This window comes from Novosphingobium terrae (genome assembly GCF_017163935.1).
Taxonomy (GTDB): Bacteria; Pseudomonadota; Alphaproteobacteria; order Sphingomonadales; family Sphingomonadaceae; genus Novosphingobium; species Novosphingobium terrae.
Window position 1 is genome coordinate 1,297,242 of the sequence record NZ_JABVZR010000001.1, and the last position, 15,881, is coordinate 1,313,122.

General features: G+C 64.4%; 14 protein-coding genes. 7 read left to right on the top strand and 7 right to left on the bottom strand.

The features are described from left to right. Positions 1-82: 82 nt before the first annotated feature. A complete protein-coding gene (locus HGK27_RS06100) occupies positions 83-739 on the top strand; it encodes a squalene/phytoene synthase family protein (RefSeq protein WP_241126872.1) in 657 nt (218 codons plus the stop codon). A 35-nt stretch (positions 740-774) separates the two neighbouring features. Beyond that, a complete protein-coding gene (locus HGK27_RS06105; RefSeq protein ID WP_206239583.1) occupies positions 775-1,305 on the top strand; it encodes an EF-hand domain-containing protein in 531 nt (176 codons plus the stop codon). Between the two features lie 208 nt (positions 1,306-1,513). Here the strand turns inward: HGK27_RS06105 and trmFO are convergent, their stop codons facing one another. The 3 genes from trmFO to gyrA are packed head-to-tail and all read right to left on the bottom strand — an operon-like array spanning position 1,514 to position 5,974. Further along, positions 1,514-2,854, bottom strand: coding sequence for a methylenetetrahydrofolate--tRNA-(uracil(54)-C(5))-methyltransferase (FADH(2)-oxidizing) TrmFO (gene trmFO, locus HGK27_RS06110; protein ID WP_206239584.1), 1,341 nt, complete (start codon positions 2,852-2,854; stop codon positions 1,514-1,516). Positions 2,855-2,882: 28 nt separating this feature from the next. Then, positions 2,883-3,251, bottom strand: a complete 369-nt coding sequence (locus HGK27_RS06115; RefSeq protein WP_206239587.1) for a DUF952 domain-containing protein — start codon at positions 3,249-3,251, stop codon at positions 2,883-2,885. Then, complete coding sequence (gyrA, locus tag HGK27_RS06120; RefSeq protein WP_206239588.1) at positions 3,248-5,974, bottom strand: DNA gyrase subunit A; 2,727 nt, start codon at positions 5,972-5,974, stop codon at positions 3,248-3,250. Before gyrA ends, HGK27_RS06115 begins: the two co-directional genes overlap by 4 nt. A 363-nt stretch (positions 5,975-6,337) precedes the next feature. Here gyrA and HGK27_RS06125 point away from each other — a divergent pair, with 363 nt between their 5' ends. Then, on the top strand, positions 6,338-7,639 hold the full coding sequence (locus HGK27_RS06125) for a hypothetical protein (RefSeq protein WP_206239590.1): 1,302 nt from the start codon (positions 6,338-6,340) through the stop codon (positions 7,637-7,639). Positions 7,640-7,964: 325 nt separating this feature from the next. On the opposite strand, the gene HGK27_RS06130 is transcribed toward HGK27_RS06125, so the two are convergent. Beyond that, positions 7,965-8,132 (bottom strand): hypothetical protein, encoded by a 168-nt coding sequence (locus tag HGK27_RS06130; protein WP_206239592.1) that lies wholly within the window; start codon positions 8,130-8,132, stop codon positions 7,965-7,967. Positions 8,133-8,503: 371 nt separating this feature from the next. Here HGK27_RS06130 and HGK27_RS06135 point away from each other — a divergent pair, with 371 nt between their 5' ends. Then, positions 8,504-9,868: a YeiH family protein gene (locus HGK27_RS06135; RefSeq protein WP_206239594.1), complete on the top strand. Its 1,365-nt coding sequence runs from the start codon at positions 8,504-8,506 to the stop codon at positions 9,866-9,868. Positions 9,869-10,156: 288 nt separating this feature from the next. Here HGK27_RS06135 and HGK27_RS06140 read toward each other — a convergent pair whose 3' ends face one another. From HGK27_RS06140 to HGK27_RS06150, 3 genes are all read right to left on the bottom strand, one after another. Beyond that, a complete protein-coding gene (locus tag HGK27_RS06140; RefSeq protein WP_206239597.1) occupies positions 10,157-10,972 on the bottom strand; it encodes a ferredoxin--NADP reductase in 816 nt (271 codons plus the stop codon). A 16-nt stretch (positions 10,973-10,988) separates the two neighbouring features. Beyond that, complete coding sequence (locus HGK27_RS06145; protein WP_206239599.1) at positions 10,989-11,453, bottom strand: hypothetical protein; 465 nt, start codon at positions 11,451-11,453, stop codon at positions 10,989-10,991. A gap of 78 nt (positions 11,454-11,531) precedes the next feature. Next, on the bottom strand, positions 11,532-13,043 hold the full coding sequence (locus HGK27_RS06150; RefSeq protein WP_206239601.1) for a glycoside hydrolase family 125 protein: 1,512 nt from the start codon (positions 13,041-13,043) through the stop codon (positions 11,532-11,534). Positions 13,044-13,580: 537 nt separating this feature from the next. Here HGK27_RS06150 and HGK27_RS06155 point away from each other — a divergent pair. Genes HGK27_RS06155 through HGK27_RS06165 form a run of 3 tightly spaced genes read left to right on the top strand, consistent with a single transcriptional unit; the run spans position 13,581 to position 15,753 of the window. After that, a complete protein-coding gene (locus tag HGK27_RS06155; RefSeq protein WP_206239603.1) occupies positions 13,581-14,753 on the top strand; it encodes a PepSY-associated TM helix domain-containing protein in 1,173 nt (390 codons plus the stop codon). Further along, positions 14,750-14,953: a hypothetical protein gene (locus tag HGK27_RS06160; protein ID WP_206239605.1), complete on the top strand. Its 204-nt coding sequence runs from the start codon at positions 14,750-14,752 to the stop codon at positions 14,951-14,953. The genes HGK27_RS06155 and HGK27_RS06160 overlap by 4 nt, the downstream gene beginning before the upstream one ends. After that, positions 14,953-15,753 carry an energy transducer TonB family protein gene (locus tag HGK27_RS06165; RefSeq protein WP_206239607.1) on the top strand — a complete coding sequence of 267 codons (801 nt, stop codon included), beginning with the start codon at positions 14,953-14,955 and terminating at the stop codon, positions 15,751-15,753. Before HGK27_RS06160 ends, HGK27_RS06165 begins: the two co-directional genes overlap by 1 nt. Positions 15,754-15,881 lie beyond the last annotated feature (128 nt).

The window sequence follows — 15,881 nt, forward strand, 5'->3', positions numbered from 1 at the left end:
ACAAGAGGGGCGCTCCGGTCTGACCGGGGCGCCCTTTTTCATGGGGCTGTCCTTGCCCTCGATCTGCTGTATGGGCGCGGGCATGAGCGATATATCCCAGCTTGATACGCAGCTTGAGACACTGCCGCCGCCATGGCGTCTGGCGCTTGCCTATGCCCCGCGCGAGGCGCGTGAGGCTTGGCTCTCCTTCCTGGCGCTGGATGTGCGTCTGGCGGGCGTGGTGCGCGCCGCTCGCGAGCCGATGCTGGGCCAGATGAAGCTGGCCTGGTGGCGCGACCGCCTCAACGCCGACCCCGCGACATGGCCCAAGGGCGAGCCTCTGCTGGCGATGCTGAAAAGCTGGGGCGAGCATGCCAGGGGTCTCGTCCCGCTGGTAGATGGCTGGGAAGTGCTGCTGGACGAATGGGACGGCGGCGCGGCGCTGGAGAGTTTGACGCAAGGCCGGGTTGCGGGCGTGGAGGCTCTGGCGCGCGTTCTGGGTGTAAGCCATGACCGCATCGCCCCCATGACCCGCTGCTGGGCCGCGATGGATCTGGCCAGCCATCTGGGCGATCCCGCCGAACGTGAGGCCGCCATGGCCAAGGTTACGGCGCTAGACTGGCGGGCAGGGCGTCTGCCCAAGGCGATGCGTCCGCTGACCGTGCTGCATGGTCTGGCGTGGCGCGAGAGCAAGGGCGGTGATGCGGCGTCTCCGATGGCGCTGCTTTCTGCCATGCGGCTTGGCATTTTCGGTATGTAAGCTAGGCTGGCCTCTCTGGTTGAAGAGGGGCTGGGATGAACCGGATCGCTTTGGGGGCGGTGTCTGCGCTGTTGCTGGCGGGCGCGGGCTTTTTCTGGTGGCAAGGCCGCGCCGAGGTCGAGCGCGGCGCGCCGCCGCCCGATCTCTCCGGAAGCCATGCCGAAGCGCCTCTGGAACTGCCCAGCGCCGATTCGCATGGTCGCGGGCCGGGGCTGCCCGATCTGAAGACCAAGAAGCGCCCCAAGCAATCACCCGAGGAGCGGCGTTTCAACCGTTTCGACCGCAACCGCGATGGCAAGATCACCCGCGTCGAGATGCTCTCCACCCGCGTAAAGGCTTTCCAGAAGTTGGACACCAACCACGACAATCTGCTGACCTTCGAGGAATGGGCGGTGAAGACCTCGGAGCGGTTCAAGGCGGTGGATCGCGATGGGGACGGGATTGTTACCCGCGATGAGTTGAACGCGTTTTATGCCGCGCAGGAGGCGGCCAAGGCGCAGCGGGCTCAGGCCAAGGCGATGCAGTGTTCTTGCAGCAGTGCGCCTTCGGCGGAGGAAGAAGATTAAGAGAGAAACTTGAGGGCGTTACGCCCTCAAACTCCCATAACGTCTCCCGACGAAAGGGCAGTGGCGCCCGATCCTGGCGCGTGACCTCTCCGCCCCGCAGGGAAGGAAAGCCTGCGGCGCCGCGACCTTGCTCCATGGCCGAACCCGAAGCGCAACGAAGACATTTATGGGAGCGCGAGGGGGTAACCCCCTCGCATTTCTTCTTTTCTTAAACCCCGGACCCCGGCAACCAAGAAGCCAGATCCTCCTTGGCCCGCTCCGTATAAGCCACCTTGCGCTCAGGCTTCTTGCGCTTACGGCCCTCGGCATTCTTGGGATCGACGGGCGGGAACAGGCCGAAGTTGATGTTCATCGGCTGATAGGTTTCGGCCTCGGCGTCGCCGGTGATATGGGCCAGCAGTGCGCCCAGAGCGGTCGTCGCGGGCGGGCTGACAAACTCACGACCGGCCAGTTCGCAGGCGGTCATGATGCCCACCAGCATGCCGACGCTGGCGCTCTCCACATAGCCCTCGCAGCCGGTGATCTGACCGGCAAAGCGGATATGCGGCGCGGACTTCAAACGCATCTGGCGGTCCAGCAGCGTGGGCGAGTTCAGGAAGGTGTTGCGATGCAGCCCGCCGAAGCGCGCGAATTCGGCGTTTTCAAGGCCGGGGATCATGCGGAAGATGCGCTGCTGCTCGGCGTATTTCAGCTTGGTCTGGAAGCCGACGATGTTCCACAGCGTGCCCAGCACATTGTCCTGACGTAGTTGGACCACGGCATAGGGCCAGCGGCCGGTGCGGGGGTTGTCGAGCCCGACGGGCTTCATCGGGCCGAAGCGGAGCGTGTCCTCGCCGCGTTCGGCCATCACCTCGATGGGCATGCAGCCGTCGAAATAGGGGGTGTTGGCCTCCCATTCCTTGAAGACGGTCTTGTCGCCGGCCAGCAGCTCCTCGCGGAAGGCGAGGTACTGGTCCTTGTCCATCGGGCAGTTCACGTAATCCTTGCCGCCCTTGTCCCAGCGAGCGGCCATCCAGGCCACGTCCATATCGATGGACTCATGGTAGACGATGGGGGCGATGGCATCGAAGAAGGCGAGGGAGTCCGCGCCGGTTGCGCCGCCGATGCTGGTGGCAAGGGAGGCTGCGGTGAGGGGGCCGGTGGCGACGATCGTCAGACCTGCCTCAGGCAGCGTATCGATGCGTTCGCGCACCAAGGTCAGCGTGGGCTGGCTGGTCAGCGCTTCCTCGATCGCGTGGGAGAAGACCTCGCGGTCCACGGCCAGCGCGCTGCCGGCGGGGACGCGGGCCTTGTCGGCGGCGGCCATGATCAGCGAGTCGCATGCGCGCATCTCGTGATGCAGCAGGCCGACGGCGTTCGACGTGTCATCGTCGGAGCGCAGCGAGTTGGAGCAGACCAGTTCGGCCAGATTGTCGGTCTGATGGGCGGGGCTACGTTCGCCCGTTCCGCGCATTTCGGAGAGGCGCACCCGGATGCCGCGCTTGGCGAGCTGCCATGCCGCCTCGCTGCCCGCGAGGCCGCCGCCGATGATGTGAACGTCATAAGTCATGGCGGGGGCCTTTGCCCCAAGCCGGGGCTCAGGGCAAGTTTGTCGAGGGGAGGGCTGGCAGGTTCGGTTCGCCTTCAGCGGCCCATGTCAGGGGCCCGTGCGCCACCACGGCAGAAAGAGGCAGGTCGGCATAGATATGCGGGAAAAGGGCGCCGCCGCGCGCCTCTTCCCACTTCACCGCATCGCCCAGCGCCGTCAGATCGACAGCGGCCAGATAGAGATCATCCTGCCCGGCGAACCATTTGGCGAGCGTACCCGCTACCTGATCCTGCGCCGAGAGATGGATATACCCATCGGCCAGATCGACCGGCGCCCCGGCGAAGCTGCCCTTTTCAGACAGCTCCGCCCATTGGGGGCCGGTCAGGATCTTCCAGGCGATGGTCGGCAAGGTGCTCACGCTTCGGTTTCGCCTTCGGGGGCAGTCGAGGGTGCTTCACCCTCATCGCCCTCTTCTTCCTCGGCGAGGCGGACGGCGGAAACGACATGCTCCTGATCGGCCACGTTGAACAGGCGGACGCCCGCGCTGCCGCGACCGATGACGCGTAGGGTCGTCAGCGGCAGGCGGATCAGCTTGGCCTGATCGGTCACCATCATCAGCTGCTCGGCCTGAACGGTCGGGAAGCTGGCCACCACAAGGCCGTTGCGGGCGATGTTGTCGATGTTGGTGATGCCCTGACCACCGCGACCGGTGCGGCGATACTCATAGGCCGAGGACATCTTGCCATAGCCATTGGCGCAGACGGTCAGGATGAACTGCTCGTGCTCGGCCAGATAGGCGTAGCGCTCGGCGTCCAGCGTGGGTTCGCCTTCCTTCTCGCCCTTCCACGGGGCGAAGCGCAGGTAATCCTCGCGCTCTTCCGGCGTGGCGTTGCTGCCCTTCAGCACCGAGAGCGAGATCACTTCGTCCTCGCCCTTCAGCGTCATGCCGCGCACGCCGGTCGAGGTGCGTGAGGTGAATTCGCGCACTTCGTCAGCGGCAAAGCGGATCGCCTTGCCCTGACGTGAGGCCAGCAGCACATCGTCACCCGCGTCGAGCAGGGCCACACCGATCAGGCGATCCTCGTCCTCCTCATCGAACTTCATGGCGAATTTGCCGTTCGAGGGGATGTTGGCGAAGGCATCCATGCTGTTGCGGCGCACATTGCCCTTGGCGGTGGCGAAGACGACCGAGAGGTCACCCCAAGCGGCCTCATCCTCGGGCAGGGGCAGCACGGTCTGGATCGTTTCGCCCTGATCCAGCGCGGGCAGCAGGTTGACGATCGGGCGACCGCGCGTGGCCGGGCCACCCTCGGGCAGGCGATAGACCTTCAGGCGGTACACCTTGCCGGCGGTCGAGAAGAACAGCACCGGATTGTGCGTGGTGGTGACGAACATTGTCGCCACGGCATCCTCATCCTTGGTGGCCATGCCCGCACGGCCCTTGCCGCCACGCGCCTGCGCGCGGAAGGTGCTGAGCGGCGTGCGCTTGATGTAGCCATCCATGGTGACCGTCACGACCATCTCGTCGCGCTCGATCAGGTCTTCATCGTCGATGCTGTCGCCAGCGGGGACGATTTCCGAGACACGCGGCGTGGCGAATTGCGCCTTCACCGCTTCCAGCTCGGTGCGCATCACGCCGTACAGCTTCACGCGATCGGCCAGGATCGAGAGATACTCGCTGATCGCCTTGGCCAGACCTTCCAGCTCGTCGCCGATCTCGTCGCGGCCCAGAGCGGTCAGGCGGTGCAGGCGCAGGTCCAGAATGGCCTTCACCTGCACTTCGGACATGCGATAGGTCGGCGCCGACAGCTCGTCCGCGCCTTCCTCGATGGCTTCGACCAGACGGATGTAGGGCGCGATCTCGCCCATCGGCCATTCGCGGGCCAGCAGGGCAGCGCGGGCAGCGGCCGGATTGGGCGCGCCGCGGATGATCTTGACCACCTCGTCCAGATTGGTGACGGCGATCACCAGACCCAGCAAGATATGCGCCCGGTCACGCGCCTTGTTCAGCTCGAACTTGGTGCGGCGGGTGATGACCTCTTCACGGAAGCTGATGAAGCTGGTGATGATGTCCTTCAGGCCCAGCACTTCCGGACGACCGCCACGGATCGCCAGCATGTTGGCCGGGAAGGACGACTGCGCCGGCGTGTTGCGCCAGATCTGGTTGAGCACCACTTCGGGCGTGGCATCGCGCTTCAGGTCCACGACCACGCGCACGCCTTCGCGGTTCGATTCGTCGCGGATGTCGCTGATGCCCTCGATCCGCTTGTCCTTGGCGGCCTCGGCGATCTTTTCGACCAGGCCGCTCTTGCCGACCTGATAGGGGATGGAGGTCAGCACGATCGAGCGGCGATCGTTGCGGCCCGTCTCGATCACATGGCGGCAGCGCATGATGATCGATCCGCGCCCGGTGTTGTAGGCGTTGCGCGCCCCGCCCATGCCCAGAATGAGCGGCGCGGTGGGGAAATCGGGGCCGGGGACGATCTGGATCAGCTCATCGGTGGTGATCGCCGGATTGTCCATCGTGGCGAAACAGGCGTCGATCACCTCGCCCAGATTGTGCGGCGGAATGTTGGTGGCCATGCCCACGGCAATGCCGCCCGCGCCATTGACCAGCAGGTTGGGGAAGCGGGCCGGAACCACCGAAGGCTCCTGACGGCTGCCGTCATAGTTGTCGACGAAATCGACAGTGTCCTTGTCGAGATCATCGAGCAGGCTGTTGGCCACGCGGGCCAGACGCGCTTCGGTGTAACGCATCGAGGCCGGCGGATCGGGGTCCATCGAGCCGAAGTTGCCCTGACCGTCGATCAGCGGCAGGCGCATCGACCACGGCTGGGTCATGCGCGCCAGCGCGTCATAGATCGCCGCGTCGCCATGGGGGTGATAGTTACCCATCACGTCGCCGACGATCTTGGCCGATTTACGGTAAGGCCGCCCAGCGACCATGCCGCCTTCCTGCGCCGCGAAAAGGATGCGGCGATGCACGGGCTTCAACCCGTCGCGCACATCGGGGAGGGCGCGCGCCACGATCACGCTCATCGCGTAGTCGAGGTAGCTGGTCTTCATCTCGTCGACGATGTCGACGCGGGTGAATTCGCCCATGGGGCTCGCGGGGTCGGTCAGGGAGGTTTCGTCGCTCACGCGGGATATGTCGCTTTGTTTGCAGAAAGGTCGATGGTCCGCTCTAGGGCAGGATGCGGGCCATGGCCAGCACTGGTGGTGCCCAGCCCCCTGCTAAGTGACGTTTTTCCACAAGGGTGTGGGGCTCATAGGCCCATATGCTCCACCCATGCGGCGGGGTGATGGCGCTGTGCGATGGGGCGGGTTCAAATGGGGTTCAGTCGTCATGGTCGACATATTCCCCGGTTGCCAATCTGGCGAATCCCTTGCACTAAAACGGAACAGGCAAGGTCTCTGAAGCTTTGCATCAAGGATTTCGCCGTTACCAAATTCTGCCTGGCCGCGCAGGGTGCGCAAGCCGGGGGCATAACAGGAGTTGAATGCATGAACCGGACCAGCTCGCGCCAGCGCGGACCGCTCCTCGCGCGTGTCGCCATGGCCGCTGCCCTGTCGCTGGGCGTGGTGTCCTCGCTCGGCGTTTCCTCGCCCGCCTTCGCGGCGGACAAGAACAAGGGCGCCAGCAGCAGCGCACCGAAGTATTCGCCCGGCTTCCTGGCCGTGGCCAGCCCGCTGCAGACCGCTGTGAACAAGGCCAAGGACAATCCTGCTTCGGTGCCCGATCTGGTCAAGCAGGTCGATCCGCTGATCGCCGCCGCCACCTCGCCCGATGACAAGTTCGGCGCCGGTGGTCTGGTCGTGGCGATCGGTCTGGCCGCCAAGGACACCGCCCTGCAGCGCAAGGGCATCCTGCTTGAGCTGGACAGCGGCAAGGCCCCTGCCGACATGATCGGTAAGCTGAACGTCTATGCCGCCCAGTTCGCCTATGACGCCAAGGATTACGCCGATGTGCGCGCCCGCGTCGCCGCGGCTCAGGCCGCCGGTTACAAGGATGTGCAGCTGGAGATCCTGGCCGCCGACACCTATTTCCAGGAAAAGAACATCCCGCAGGGTCTGGCTGCTCTGAAGACCGTGATCGAGCATGCCCGCGCCAGCGGCGTGAAGGTGGATGAGGCCTGGTATCGCCGTGGTCTGGGCGGTTCGGAAGACACCACCAACCCTGAATATGGCACTTTCTTTGCCGCCGGTCTGGCTCAGGACTATGGCACGCCCGCCAATTGGGCGCTGGCCGCCGCCGTGGTGCGTGACACGCACAAGTATGGCCTGCCCGAGACGCTGGATATCCTGCGCCTGCAGTCGCGTCTGGACGCGCTGCAGACCGAGCGTGACTATCTCGACTACATCGAGGCCGCTGACCCCATCCGCAACCCTGCCGAGGTCAAGGCCGCTGCCGACAAGGGCATTGCCGCTGGCAAGCTGAAGGCGGCGACGCCTTTCGTGGCTGACGCGGTGCGCATCGCCTCGGGCCGTATGGCCGCGGACAAGGCGGCTCTGCCCGAGCTGGAGAAGAGCGCGCGCGGCGCCAACGCCAAGACCACGCTGATCGCGGGCACGGGCGATGCCTATCTCGGCTTCTCGGAGCCGGCCAAGGCTGCCGAAATCTACAAGCTGGCGCTGGCCCGGCCCGATGTCGACAAGGCGCTGGTCAACACGCGTCTGGGCATCGCCCTGTATGACGCTGGGGATTATGCCGGTGCCAAGGCTGCCTTCACCGCCGTGGAAGGGCCGCGCACGGGCGTGGCTCAGCTGTGGCTGGTGCAGGTCGCCAACAAGGCCGGCGGCAAGTAAGGGTTGGAGTGAGAGGTTCCTGCCGGGCGCATGCCGTTGGAGGCATGGCCCGGCGCCTCTCGCACTGGCTTTAAAGCCGATGAATCAACAAAGCCCCGTTCCGGATGAATGTCCGGGGCGGGGCTTTGTTTTTGGGCACCGGGTGGGCGTGACAAGGGCATGATCAGCCCCTTGGCGGTGCCTTAGGCGTCCTGCCGAGTGCGATCTTTCCAAGATACGAAACGTCAGCCAACATCAGCGGCTTTGAAAATCGGCCTGCAGGAGAAGGACGCAGAAAAGCTTTCGCAATTCTGCGTCATCGCTTCCCCATGTGCCGATCGAAGCGTCAGTAGCGACCGTAACCCGTGACCAGCAGGGCCGGATGCAGCACCGGCTTGCGCTCCGAATCGACCAGCAGTCTGAAACCGGTCCCCCACGACCAGCAGACCAGCGTTACAGCCAGCACGCGGCACAGGCCGACGATGTTTTCTGAAACAAGCGCTTGCAAGACCATGACAGCCTTCCTTTCCCCAGCTTGCGCGTGCTGTCTTTGTGACAGCTCCGGCAAACTCTCCCGAATGGATACGTATGAAATGCCTTGTCTGTTCCCTTGTCAATCGATTCTCTTTCCGCATGTGAGCGCGGTTTGAAGCGGTTTGCGGCGATGCCTGAGGGGTGGTGATCGGTTCGACAAAAAATCCGCTTTGGCTCAACCGCTTGAAGTCTTGTTGCGTTGCGGAATGTTCTATTCGAACATTCAATATTCTGTGGCTCGAATTGTGTCATAAAACTGCCGAATGTCGGCGGTTATCGCCTGTCGATCGGGCTTGATATCCAAGCTCTCCAATCTGAATATGGATCGATTCGAGCCGGGAGTGGAAATTCATGAGCGCATCAAGTGCCCCGCCAGCCACCTTCCGCCTGAAAGAGGATTGGTGGGCCATCCTGATCGGGCTGGGGCTGGTGATCGCGGCCACCCTGCTTTTCGTGAATGGCGGTACTTTGCGCTGGCTGGCTGTGCTGCCGCCGCGCTGGAAGGAATTCGCTCAGGTCACCGCCGATCTGGGCGCGAACTGGCAGCGCTATCTGGCGCAGTTCCTGTTCTGGCTGGTGAGCTTTTCCATCGCCTTGCGGGCTTTGGGTTACAGGCTGGTCGAGGTGATCCCGGCCTTTGTCGCGCTCTATCTGGCCGCCTATGCGATTTTCGTTGTCGGCCAATGGGATCGCGCGGTGGTCTACAATCTGGAGCCGCCGCTGGTGGCGCTGTTCGCCGGGCTGGTGATCGCCAACACGGTGGGCCTGCCTCAGCGTCTGGCAGCGGGCTTTCGCGGTGAGCTTTACGTCAAGACCGGCATCATCCTGCTGGGCGCGACGGTGCCTTTCACGCTGATCGCTCTGGCCGGGCCGGTGGCGATCCTGCAGGCCTCGATCGTTTCCATCGTCACCTTTCTGGTGATCTACTGGGTGGCGGTGAAGCTGGGCCTTGATCGCCGCTTTGCCGCCACTTTGGGGGTGGGCGGCGCGGTCTGCGGCGTTTCGGCGGCGATTGCCGTGGCGGGCGCGGTGGGCGCGAAAAAGGAGGATGCCTCGGTCACCATTTCCTCGGTGGTGGTCTGGGCCATCGTGATGATCTTCGTGCTGCCGCTGGCCGGGCGAGCGCTGGGCCTGCCGACAGGTGTGGCCGGGGCGTGGATTGGCACGTCGGAGTTCGCCGATGCGGCGGGGATCGCAGCGGCTCAGGCCTATGGCGGCTATGCGGGCAAGGTGGCGGGCATCGCGGGCACATCCGAGCAGGCCTTGCAGGCCTTCACGCTGATGAAGGTGGTGGGCCGCGATGTGTGGATCGGCATCTGGGCGGTGGTGCTGGCGGTGATCTCGGTGACGCGCTGGGAGGGGGAGGCCAACGGCAGCGCGCCGGATCTGCGCGAAATCTGGCGCCGCTTTCCCAAATTCGTGCTGGGCTTTCTGGCGGCTTCGGTGATCGTCTCGCTGGTGACGGCGCAGGATACGCTGGCCGATTACAACAAGGTGGCGGTGGTCAAGCTGATCGCGCCGCTCAAGGATCTGCGCAGCTGGGCCTTTATCTTCTGCTTTTTCAGCATCGGTCTGACGACGCGCTTCAAGGATCTGGCGAGGGCCGGGCGCAAGCCGTTTACGGCTCTCACCGCTGGTGTGGTGGTGAATGTGGCGCTGGGCTTTGTGCTCTCGGTGCTGGTGTTCGGCAGCTATTGGGCGCGGCTGGGGCAGTGAGCTGGCTTTCCCTTTTGCGAAGGGCGCCTGAGCCAGCCGCTTGCCAGACCTGCCAGCATTTCGCGACAGATGCGCTGCTGGCCGAAGCCGCTTTGCCGGGCATGGCCAGCCTGTCCTCCGCGCATGCCTCGGTACGGGCTGGGGACGGGCTTTGCCTGCTGCATGACCGGCTGATCAACGGGCAGGGAGGCTGCGCCGGCTTTAGACCTGCATAAACGAAAACGGAGGGATGGCAGTGCCACCCCTCCGCTCTTTGGTCAGTCGAACCGGGGCATGGGTCCCAGCGCATCAGTCAACGAATGCGCGTTCGATCACATAGCTGCCCATCTTGGCGTTCGAGCCTTCCTCGAAGCCCTGCTCATCGAGCATCTTGGCGAAATCGCGGATCATCTCGGTGCTGCCGCAGAGCATCACGCGGTCATTCTCGGGATCCAGCTTGGCCGGGCCGGTCAGCGGTGCGGCAAACAGGCTGCCATCGTCGATCATCGTGTTGATGCGGCCGGTGTTGCGGAAGGGCTCGCGCGTCACGGTCGGCACATAGTGGAACTGCAGCAGCGCCTGATCGGCCACCAGCGGATCGTCGGCCAGCTGGGCGGTCAGCTCGTCATGATAGGCCAGATCGCTGACGCGGCGCACCGAGTGAACCAGCACGATCTGCGAGAAGCGGTCATAGACCTCGGGGTCGCGCACCAGGCTCAGGAAGGGCGCCAGGCCCGTGCCGGTGGAGAAGAGGAACAGGCGCTTGCCGGGTAGCAACGCGTCGAACACCAGGGTGCCGGTGGGCTTGCGCGAGAGATAGACCTGATCGCCCTCGCGGATGTTCTGCAGGCGCGAGGTTAGCGGGCCGTCCTGCACCTTGATCGAGAGGAACTCCAGCTCCTCGGCATAGGCCGGGCTGGCGATCGAATAGGCGCGCATCAGCGGGCGCGGGCCATTGTCGAGCCCGACCATCACGAACTCACCCGAGCGGAAGCGCAGCGAGGCGGGACGCTCAATGCCGAAGCTGAAGAGGTGCTCGTTCCAGTGGCGGACCCAGCGCACGGTGGCGGTGTGGAAATTGGGCAGATCTTCAAGAAGGCGCGGCTGCTGGACCTGGACATTCATGGTACGACAATTCCGTTCAGTCGAATCGGGTAGAAACATGGGTAGCGGCGATGTGCGCGGCGGTAACGGAGACTGATTGCATCAGCCGCGCCATGGCCGGTTCCTCGACCAGGGTTGCCGCGAGCTGTTGCAGCCGGTAACCATCGCCGTCCGCCGCGCTCTGAAACAGAGCGAGCAGCCGCGCTTCATCGTCCCTTACGGCCAGACAGCCCGGTTTTGCAAGTTGCAGCTGTTGCAACCCATCGCCATTGAGGGTGAAGAGCGCCATGCCGAAATCCTCGGCGATGCTTTCCAGCCCGACTGTGGCGAAATTGCGTGCGGTTGTCCGGCAGGGGCAGCGCCCGGCTTGCACCGAACTGACCCATTCGCGAATTTCCCTTAGCAGAAAGAGGGATGCGGCGTCCAGTTCATCGAGTTTGCGATCGAGGAATTGGTACATAAAGCCTCCGGCGCCTGTGGGAAGGGCCGTGCTGACGGCCATCCCGACTGCCTAAAGGGGATTTATTTGCGAGTCAATCGCATTAGCAAAATCGTTTTCCTGAGGGTCCGGCAAGACATTCTATCCCAGTTTTTGCGTCAACAGAGCGGGATAGCGCCGCGCGACATCCAGAATCAGCTCGCCAAACAGGCTGTTGGCCCAGGCAAACCACGAGCGGGTGTACTGCCTGGGATCATCCTTGTTGAAGGCCTCATGCATGAAGCCCGTGCCGGCATGGGTGGCGCGCAGGCTGCGCAGCAGGCCGAGGATTTCGGCGGGACTGTCGCTGGAGAGGGCGCGGATGATCAGAGACATCGGCCAGATCATGCCCAGACCGGCATGCGGCCCGCCGATCCCGGATGCGGCCTTGCCCTTGAAGAAATAGGGATCGCGCGTGGACCAACACAGGGCCTGCGTGCGGCGGAACAGCGCATCGTTACGCGGGGTGCAGCCCAGATAGGCCAGCGAGGCGAGGCCCGGCACATTGGCATCATCCATAAAGAAGCCATTGCCGAAGCCATCGACCTCATAGGCCCAGACCGGCGAGCCGTTGGGCCCCGCCATCCGCCCGTAACGCAAGAGCGCCCGGTCCAGCTGCGCGGCCAGTGCCGAGGCATCGCGGGCCAGCGCCATATCGCCGCGCGCTTCGGCAGCCACCTTGGCCAGCCCTTTGAGAGCGCTGGCGGCAAAGAGGTTGGACGGGATCAGAAAGGGAAAGGTGCAGGCGTCATCAGACGGGCGGAACATCGAATGGATCAGTCCCACCTTGCGGCTCGCCGCGCCATAGCCGCCGAGCATCAGCGTTTCGGTGGCGCTGCCGTTGGCGCGCTGGAAGCTGTAGGGGCCATTGTCATGCAGCCGCTGCTGCTCGCGCATGGTGCGCAGAACGGCGCGGGCGCCATCGGCCCAGAGTTTGTCGAAGGGGCGCTTGTCCTGCGTGGCCTGCCAATAGCCGCTCGCCAGACGCAAGGTCCAGCACAGCGAATCCAGCTCCCATTTGCGCTCGGCGACGCCCGGTTTCATGTCGGTACGGTCACCTTGCGCCCATGAGAGATTGGTGCGCGCCGATGGGTCCTGCATAAAGGCATTGGCGTAAGGATCGATCAGCAGGCAGCGGGCCTGACGGGCGATCAACCCGTTGAACAGCATCTGAAGCTGCTGATCGCCCTTGGCCAAAGGCAGATAGGGCCAGACCTGAGCGCTGCTGTCCCGCAGCCACAGGCAGGGGATGTCTCCGGTGATGACAAAGGCATCGGGCTTGCCGTCCACCGTGCCCATGCGCACCGTGGTGTCGAGCGTATTGGGATAGCAATTGGCAAACATCCACGCGAGTTCAGGATCGGCAATCTGCGCCGAAACCTGCTTGATGCGCTCCTCGACAGCCGGGCTGGTGAACTTGCGGTCCCCGGGTGCGGGGCGGCGCGAGTTGAGGTCGGTGGTGTGCCCCGGCCCGGGCGGAACCGGAATGGGGGTGGCAGGGCCGGTCGGCGTGGGCAGGGGAGCAGGCTGGCCCGCCAGCGCCCGGCCGGACGTCAGCGCTCCGGCCAGCAAGGTGGCGCTGGAGGTCAGGAAAGAACGGCGCTGGGTGTTCATTGAGCGTGTGTGCCTTGTGTCATGTGCATAAGAGATAGGGGAAGTTAAGAAAGATGCGAGGGGGAAGCCTTTGTTGGCCACGCCCTCGCGCTTCCATACCACCTTCTGAGGAAGCAACCGTGGCTCCCGATTGTTGCGCCCGGCTGCCCAAGGCTAAAGCGCCGCAGGCAGCCATTCTTTGAACGCGAGGTTGTGCTGGCAAATCCCGCCTGCGACGCAGCGACATGGCTCCAGGGCCGAACCCGATACGCAACGCAGACAAGAAAGGGAGCGCGAGGGTGATGACCCTCGCTTTTGCTTTTCCCTTATTTTTCTGGAGGTTCTGCTCACCTCTGGTCGCGCTGAAACCACGCCATGACGAATTTCCTGAAAATTGCCTCCGCTCAAACGTCTGAGTGTTGAATGGCTAATGCGAGGCGATCTCATTCATGATATGCCGCGCGGGCCGGGCCCTGATGGAACCTCTGAGATGATCTTTTGCATTGCCATGGCTGGATATGCGCTGGCCCCTTCCATGCGGCGGGCGGGCTGAAACTGATGCGGTCAACCCAACTGGCGCGCTGGAAGGCGGTGCACACCTGGTCCAGCCTGATCTGCACCCTCTTTCTGCTGATCATCTGCGTGACGGGCCTGCCGCTGATCTTCTCCGAGGAGATCGATGGCTGGCTCGAACCCAGGCATTATGCCGCTCTGCCTGCTGATGCGCCGCATGCCTCGCTCGATGGGCTGAAGGCGCGGGCGCTGGCGGCCTATCCGGGGCAGGTCGTCACCTCGATCTTTGTCGATGATGACGAGCCGCAGGTCTATGTCTGGATCGCGCCAAGCTTCGCGGCGGTGGAGGCCAATCCCAAAGTCGCGCATTTTATGCGCTTCGATGCGCGCAGTGGAGAGATGCTGGAGCGTTCCGGCGCGCTTGGGGCGCGGCCGGCCAGCTTTATGACCATCATGCTGCGGCTGCATAGGGATCTGTTCGCGGGCCTGCCGGGTGAACTCTTCATGGGCGTGATGGGCGCGCTGTTTGTGGCGGCGGTGGTCTCCGGCATCGTGCTGTACGGGCCGTTTACCCGCAAGCTGGACTTCGGCGCGGTGCGGACCGAGCGTGCGCGCCGCACCCGCTGGCTCGATCTGCACAATCTGTTGGGCGTGGTCACTCTGGCCTGGGCCGGCGTTGTGGGCGCGACGGGCGTGATGAACGAACTCTCCACCCCGCTGTTCGCCCTGTGGCGCGGCACGGAGGTGGCGACGATGCTGGCCCCCTGGAAGGACAAGCCGCCGCTGCAGGCGCGCGAGATCTCATCGCCTCAGGCTGCCTTCGATACGGCGGTGCATGCGCTGCCCGGCATGGTGGTGACCAGCATCACCTTCCCGGGCGATCGCAACGGCACGCCTTTCCATTACGTGCTCTGGGCGAAGGGCAGGTCGCATCTCACCGCCCAGCTGTTCAACCCGGTGCTGGTGGACGCGCGCACGGGCATGCTGACGGCGGTGGTGAAGATGCCCTGGTATCTGCGTGCGCTGGAACTCTCACGCCCGCTGCATTTCGGCAATTATGGCGGAATGCCGCTGAAGATCCTCTGGGCGCTGCTCGATCTGGTGACCATCGTGGTGCTGGGCAGCGGGCTCTATCTCTGGCTGGCCCGGCGCCGTCGTGACCGCGTGGCCGCGCCCCGGTTTACCCTCTCAACCCCCGCTCTGGAGCCTGCTGAATGAGCCGCCGCACATCCGCTTTCGCCCGCCAATGGAGCTGGCCGATCGCTCTGGCCGTGCTGACCTGCTTCGGCCTGCTCTCCGCGCTGATCGGCGAGGGCGGCCTGTGGTGGGGCCTCTCATGGATCGCGCTGGCCATGCCCTTGCTGGTGATCCTGCGCTATTGGCCGCTGCGACGGTTGCTGATGCGAAAGACACGCTGATGACGTCTTCCCCCGGATTGCGCCTTGTCGATGATCTGCTGACCGCCGAGCGAGAGCCCCCGCGTGCTGCCCGCGCAGACGCCGCGCCGGACATTTTCTACACCCCCGCGCCGCGCCGGGACTACCGCGCCGCAGACAGCCGGTTGAAAAGCCTTGGCGCCACAGTCTCGATCTATGGCGTGGTCGCGGCTGTGCTGCTGCTTTCGATCTCGGTGTCTTTTGTGAAGCCCGTGCCGCCTCAGGCGCTGACGGTGATGAACACGCAAGCCGCCGCCTCGCCGCCCGAAACGCCGCCCAAGGAAAAGGATGCGCCCAAGCCGGTCGAGAAGAAGGAGGTCATCCAGCAGCCGGTCAAGACCGAGCCTCTGCCGCCGATGAAGGTGTCGATCTCGCCGATCGTCGCGCCGGTGCCGGTGATCGTGCCCAAGCAGGCCGAGCCCGCCCCCAGGGAGCCCGAAACCGCCGCCCCCAAGACGGCTCCTGCGCCGCCAGCGCCCCGTATCGCCAGCAATGGGCCGGACACATGGGAAGGCCGCGTGCTGATGCAGCTCAGCAAAAAGCGCCACTATCCCATGGGCGCCATGGCCCGGCATGAGCAGGGCGTGCCCTATATCCGCTTCGTAATGGACCGGCAGGGCAAGGTGTTGTCGGTCAGTCTGGAGCGCTCCAGCGGGGTTTCCGAACTGGACCGGGAGGCACTGAGCCTGCCCAAACGCGCTCAGCCGCTGCCCAAGCCTCCTGAAGACAGGCCGGGCGAAACCCTCGAACTGGTCGTGCCGGTCGAGTTCTTTATCCGCTGAACACCGGCGACTCGGATGATCCGGCAAGATGCCGCGCGCGGTAGGCTGTGCTGCATTCTTACGTCTGGATGCGCTGAAGGGTAACGTTTTTTCAAAACGGAGAAATTTTCGCAACAACCTGCTGCGCG

Bases quoted from the DNA above. Each gene is read 5' to 3' on its own strand.
- HGK27_RS06135 (WP_206239594.1), top strand. From the start codon at position 8,504: ATGAGCGCATCAAGTGCCCCGCCAGCCACCTTCCGCCTGAAAGAGGAT.
- HGK27_RS06145 (WP_206239599.1), bottom strand. From the start codon at position 11,453: ATGGCCGTCAGCACGGCCCTTCCCACAGGCGCCGGAGGCTTTATGTAC.
- trmFO (WP_206239584.1), bottom strand. From the start codon at position 2,854: ATGACTTATGACGTTCACATCATCGGCGGCGGCCTCGCGGGCAGCGAG.
- HGK27_RS06155 (WP_206239603.1), top strand. From the start codon at position 13,581: ATGCGGTCAACCCAACTGGCGCGCTGGAAGGCGGTGCACACCTGGTCC.
- HGK27_RS06140 (WP_206239597.1), bottom strand. From the start codon at position 10,972: ATGAATGTCCAGGTCCAGCAGCCGCGCCTTCTTGAAGATCTGCCCAAT.
- HGK27_RS06130 (WP_206239592.1), bottom strand. From the start codon at position 8,132: ATGGTCTTGCAAGCGCTTGTTTCAGAAAACATCGTCGGCCTGTGCCGC.
- HGK27_RS06165 (WP_206239607.1), top strand. From the start codon at position 14,953: ATGACGTCTTCCCCCGGATTGCGCCTTGTCGATGATCTGCTGACCGCC.
- HGK27_RS06105 (WP_206239583.1), top strand. From the start codon at position 775: ATGAACCGGATCGCTTTGGGGGCGGTGTCTGCGCTGTTGCTGGCGGGC.
- HGK27_RS06160 (WP_206239605.1), top strand. From the start codon at position 14,750: ATGAGCCGCCGCACATCCGCTTTCGCCCGCCAATGGAGCTGGCCGATC.
- HGK27_RS06125 (WP_206239590.1), top strand. From the start codon at position 6,338: ATGAACCGGACCAGCTCGCGCCAGCGCGGACCGCTCCTCGCGCGTGTC.
- HGK27_RS06150 (WP_206239601.1), bottom strand. From the start codon at position 13,043: ATGAACACCCAGCGCCGTTCTTTCCTGACCTCCAGCGCCACCTTGCTG.
- HGK27_RS06100 (WP_241126872.1), top strand. From the start codon at position 83: ATGAGCGATATATCCCAGCTTGATACGCAGCTTGAGACACTGCCGCCG.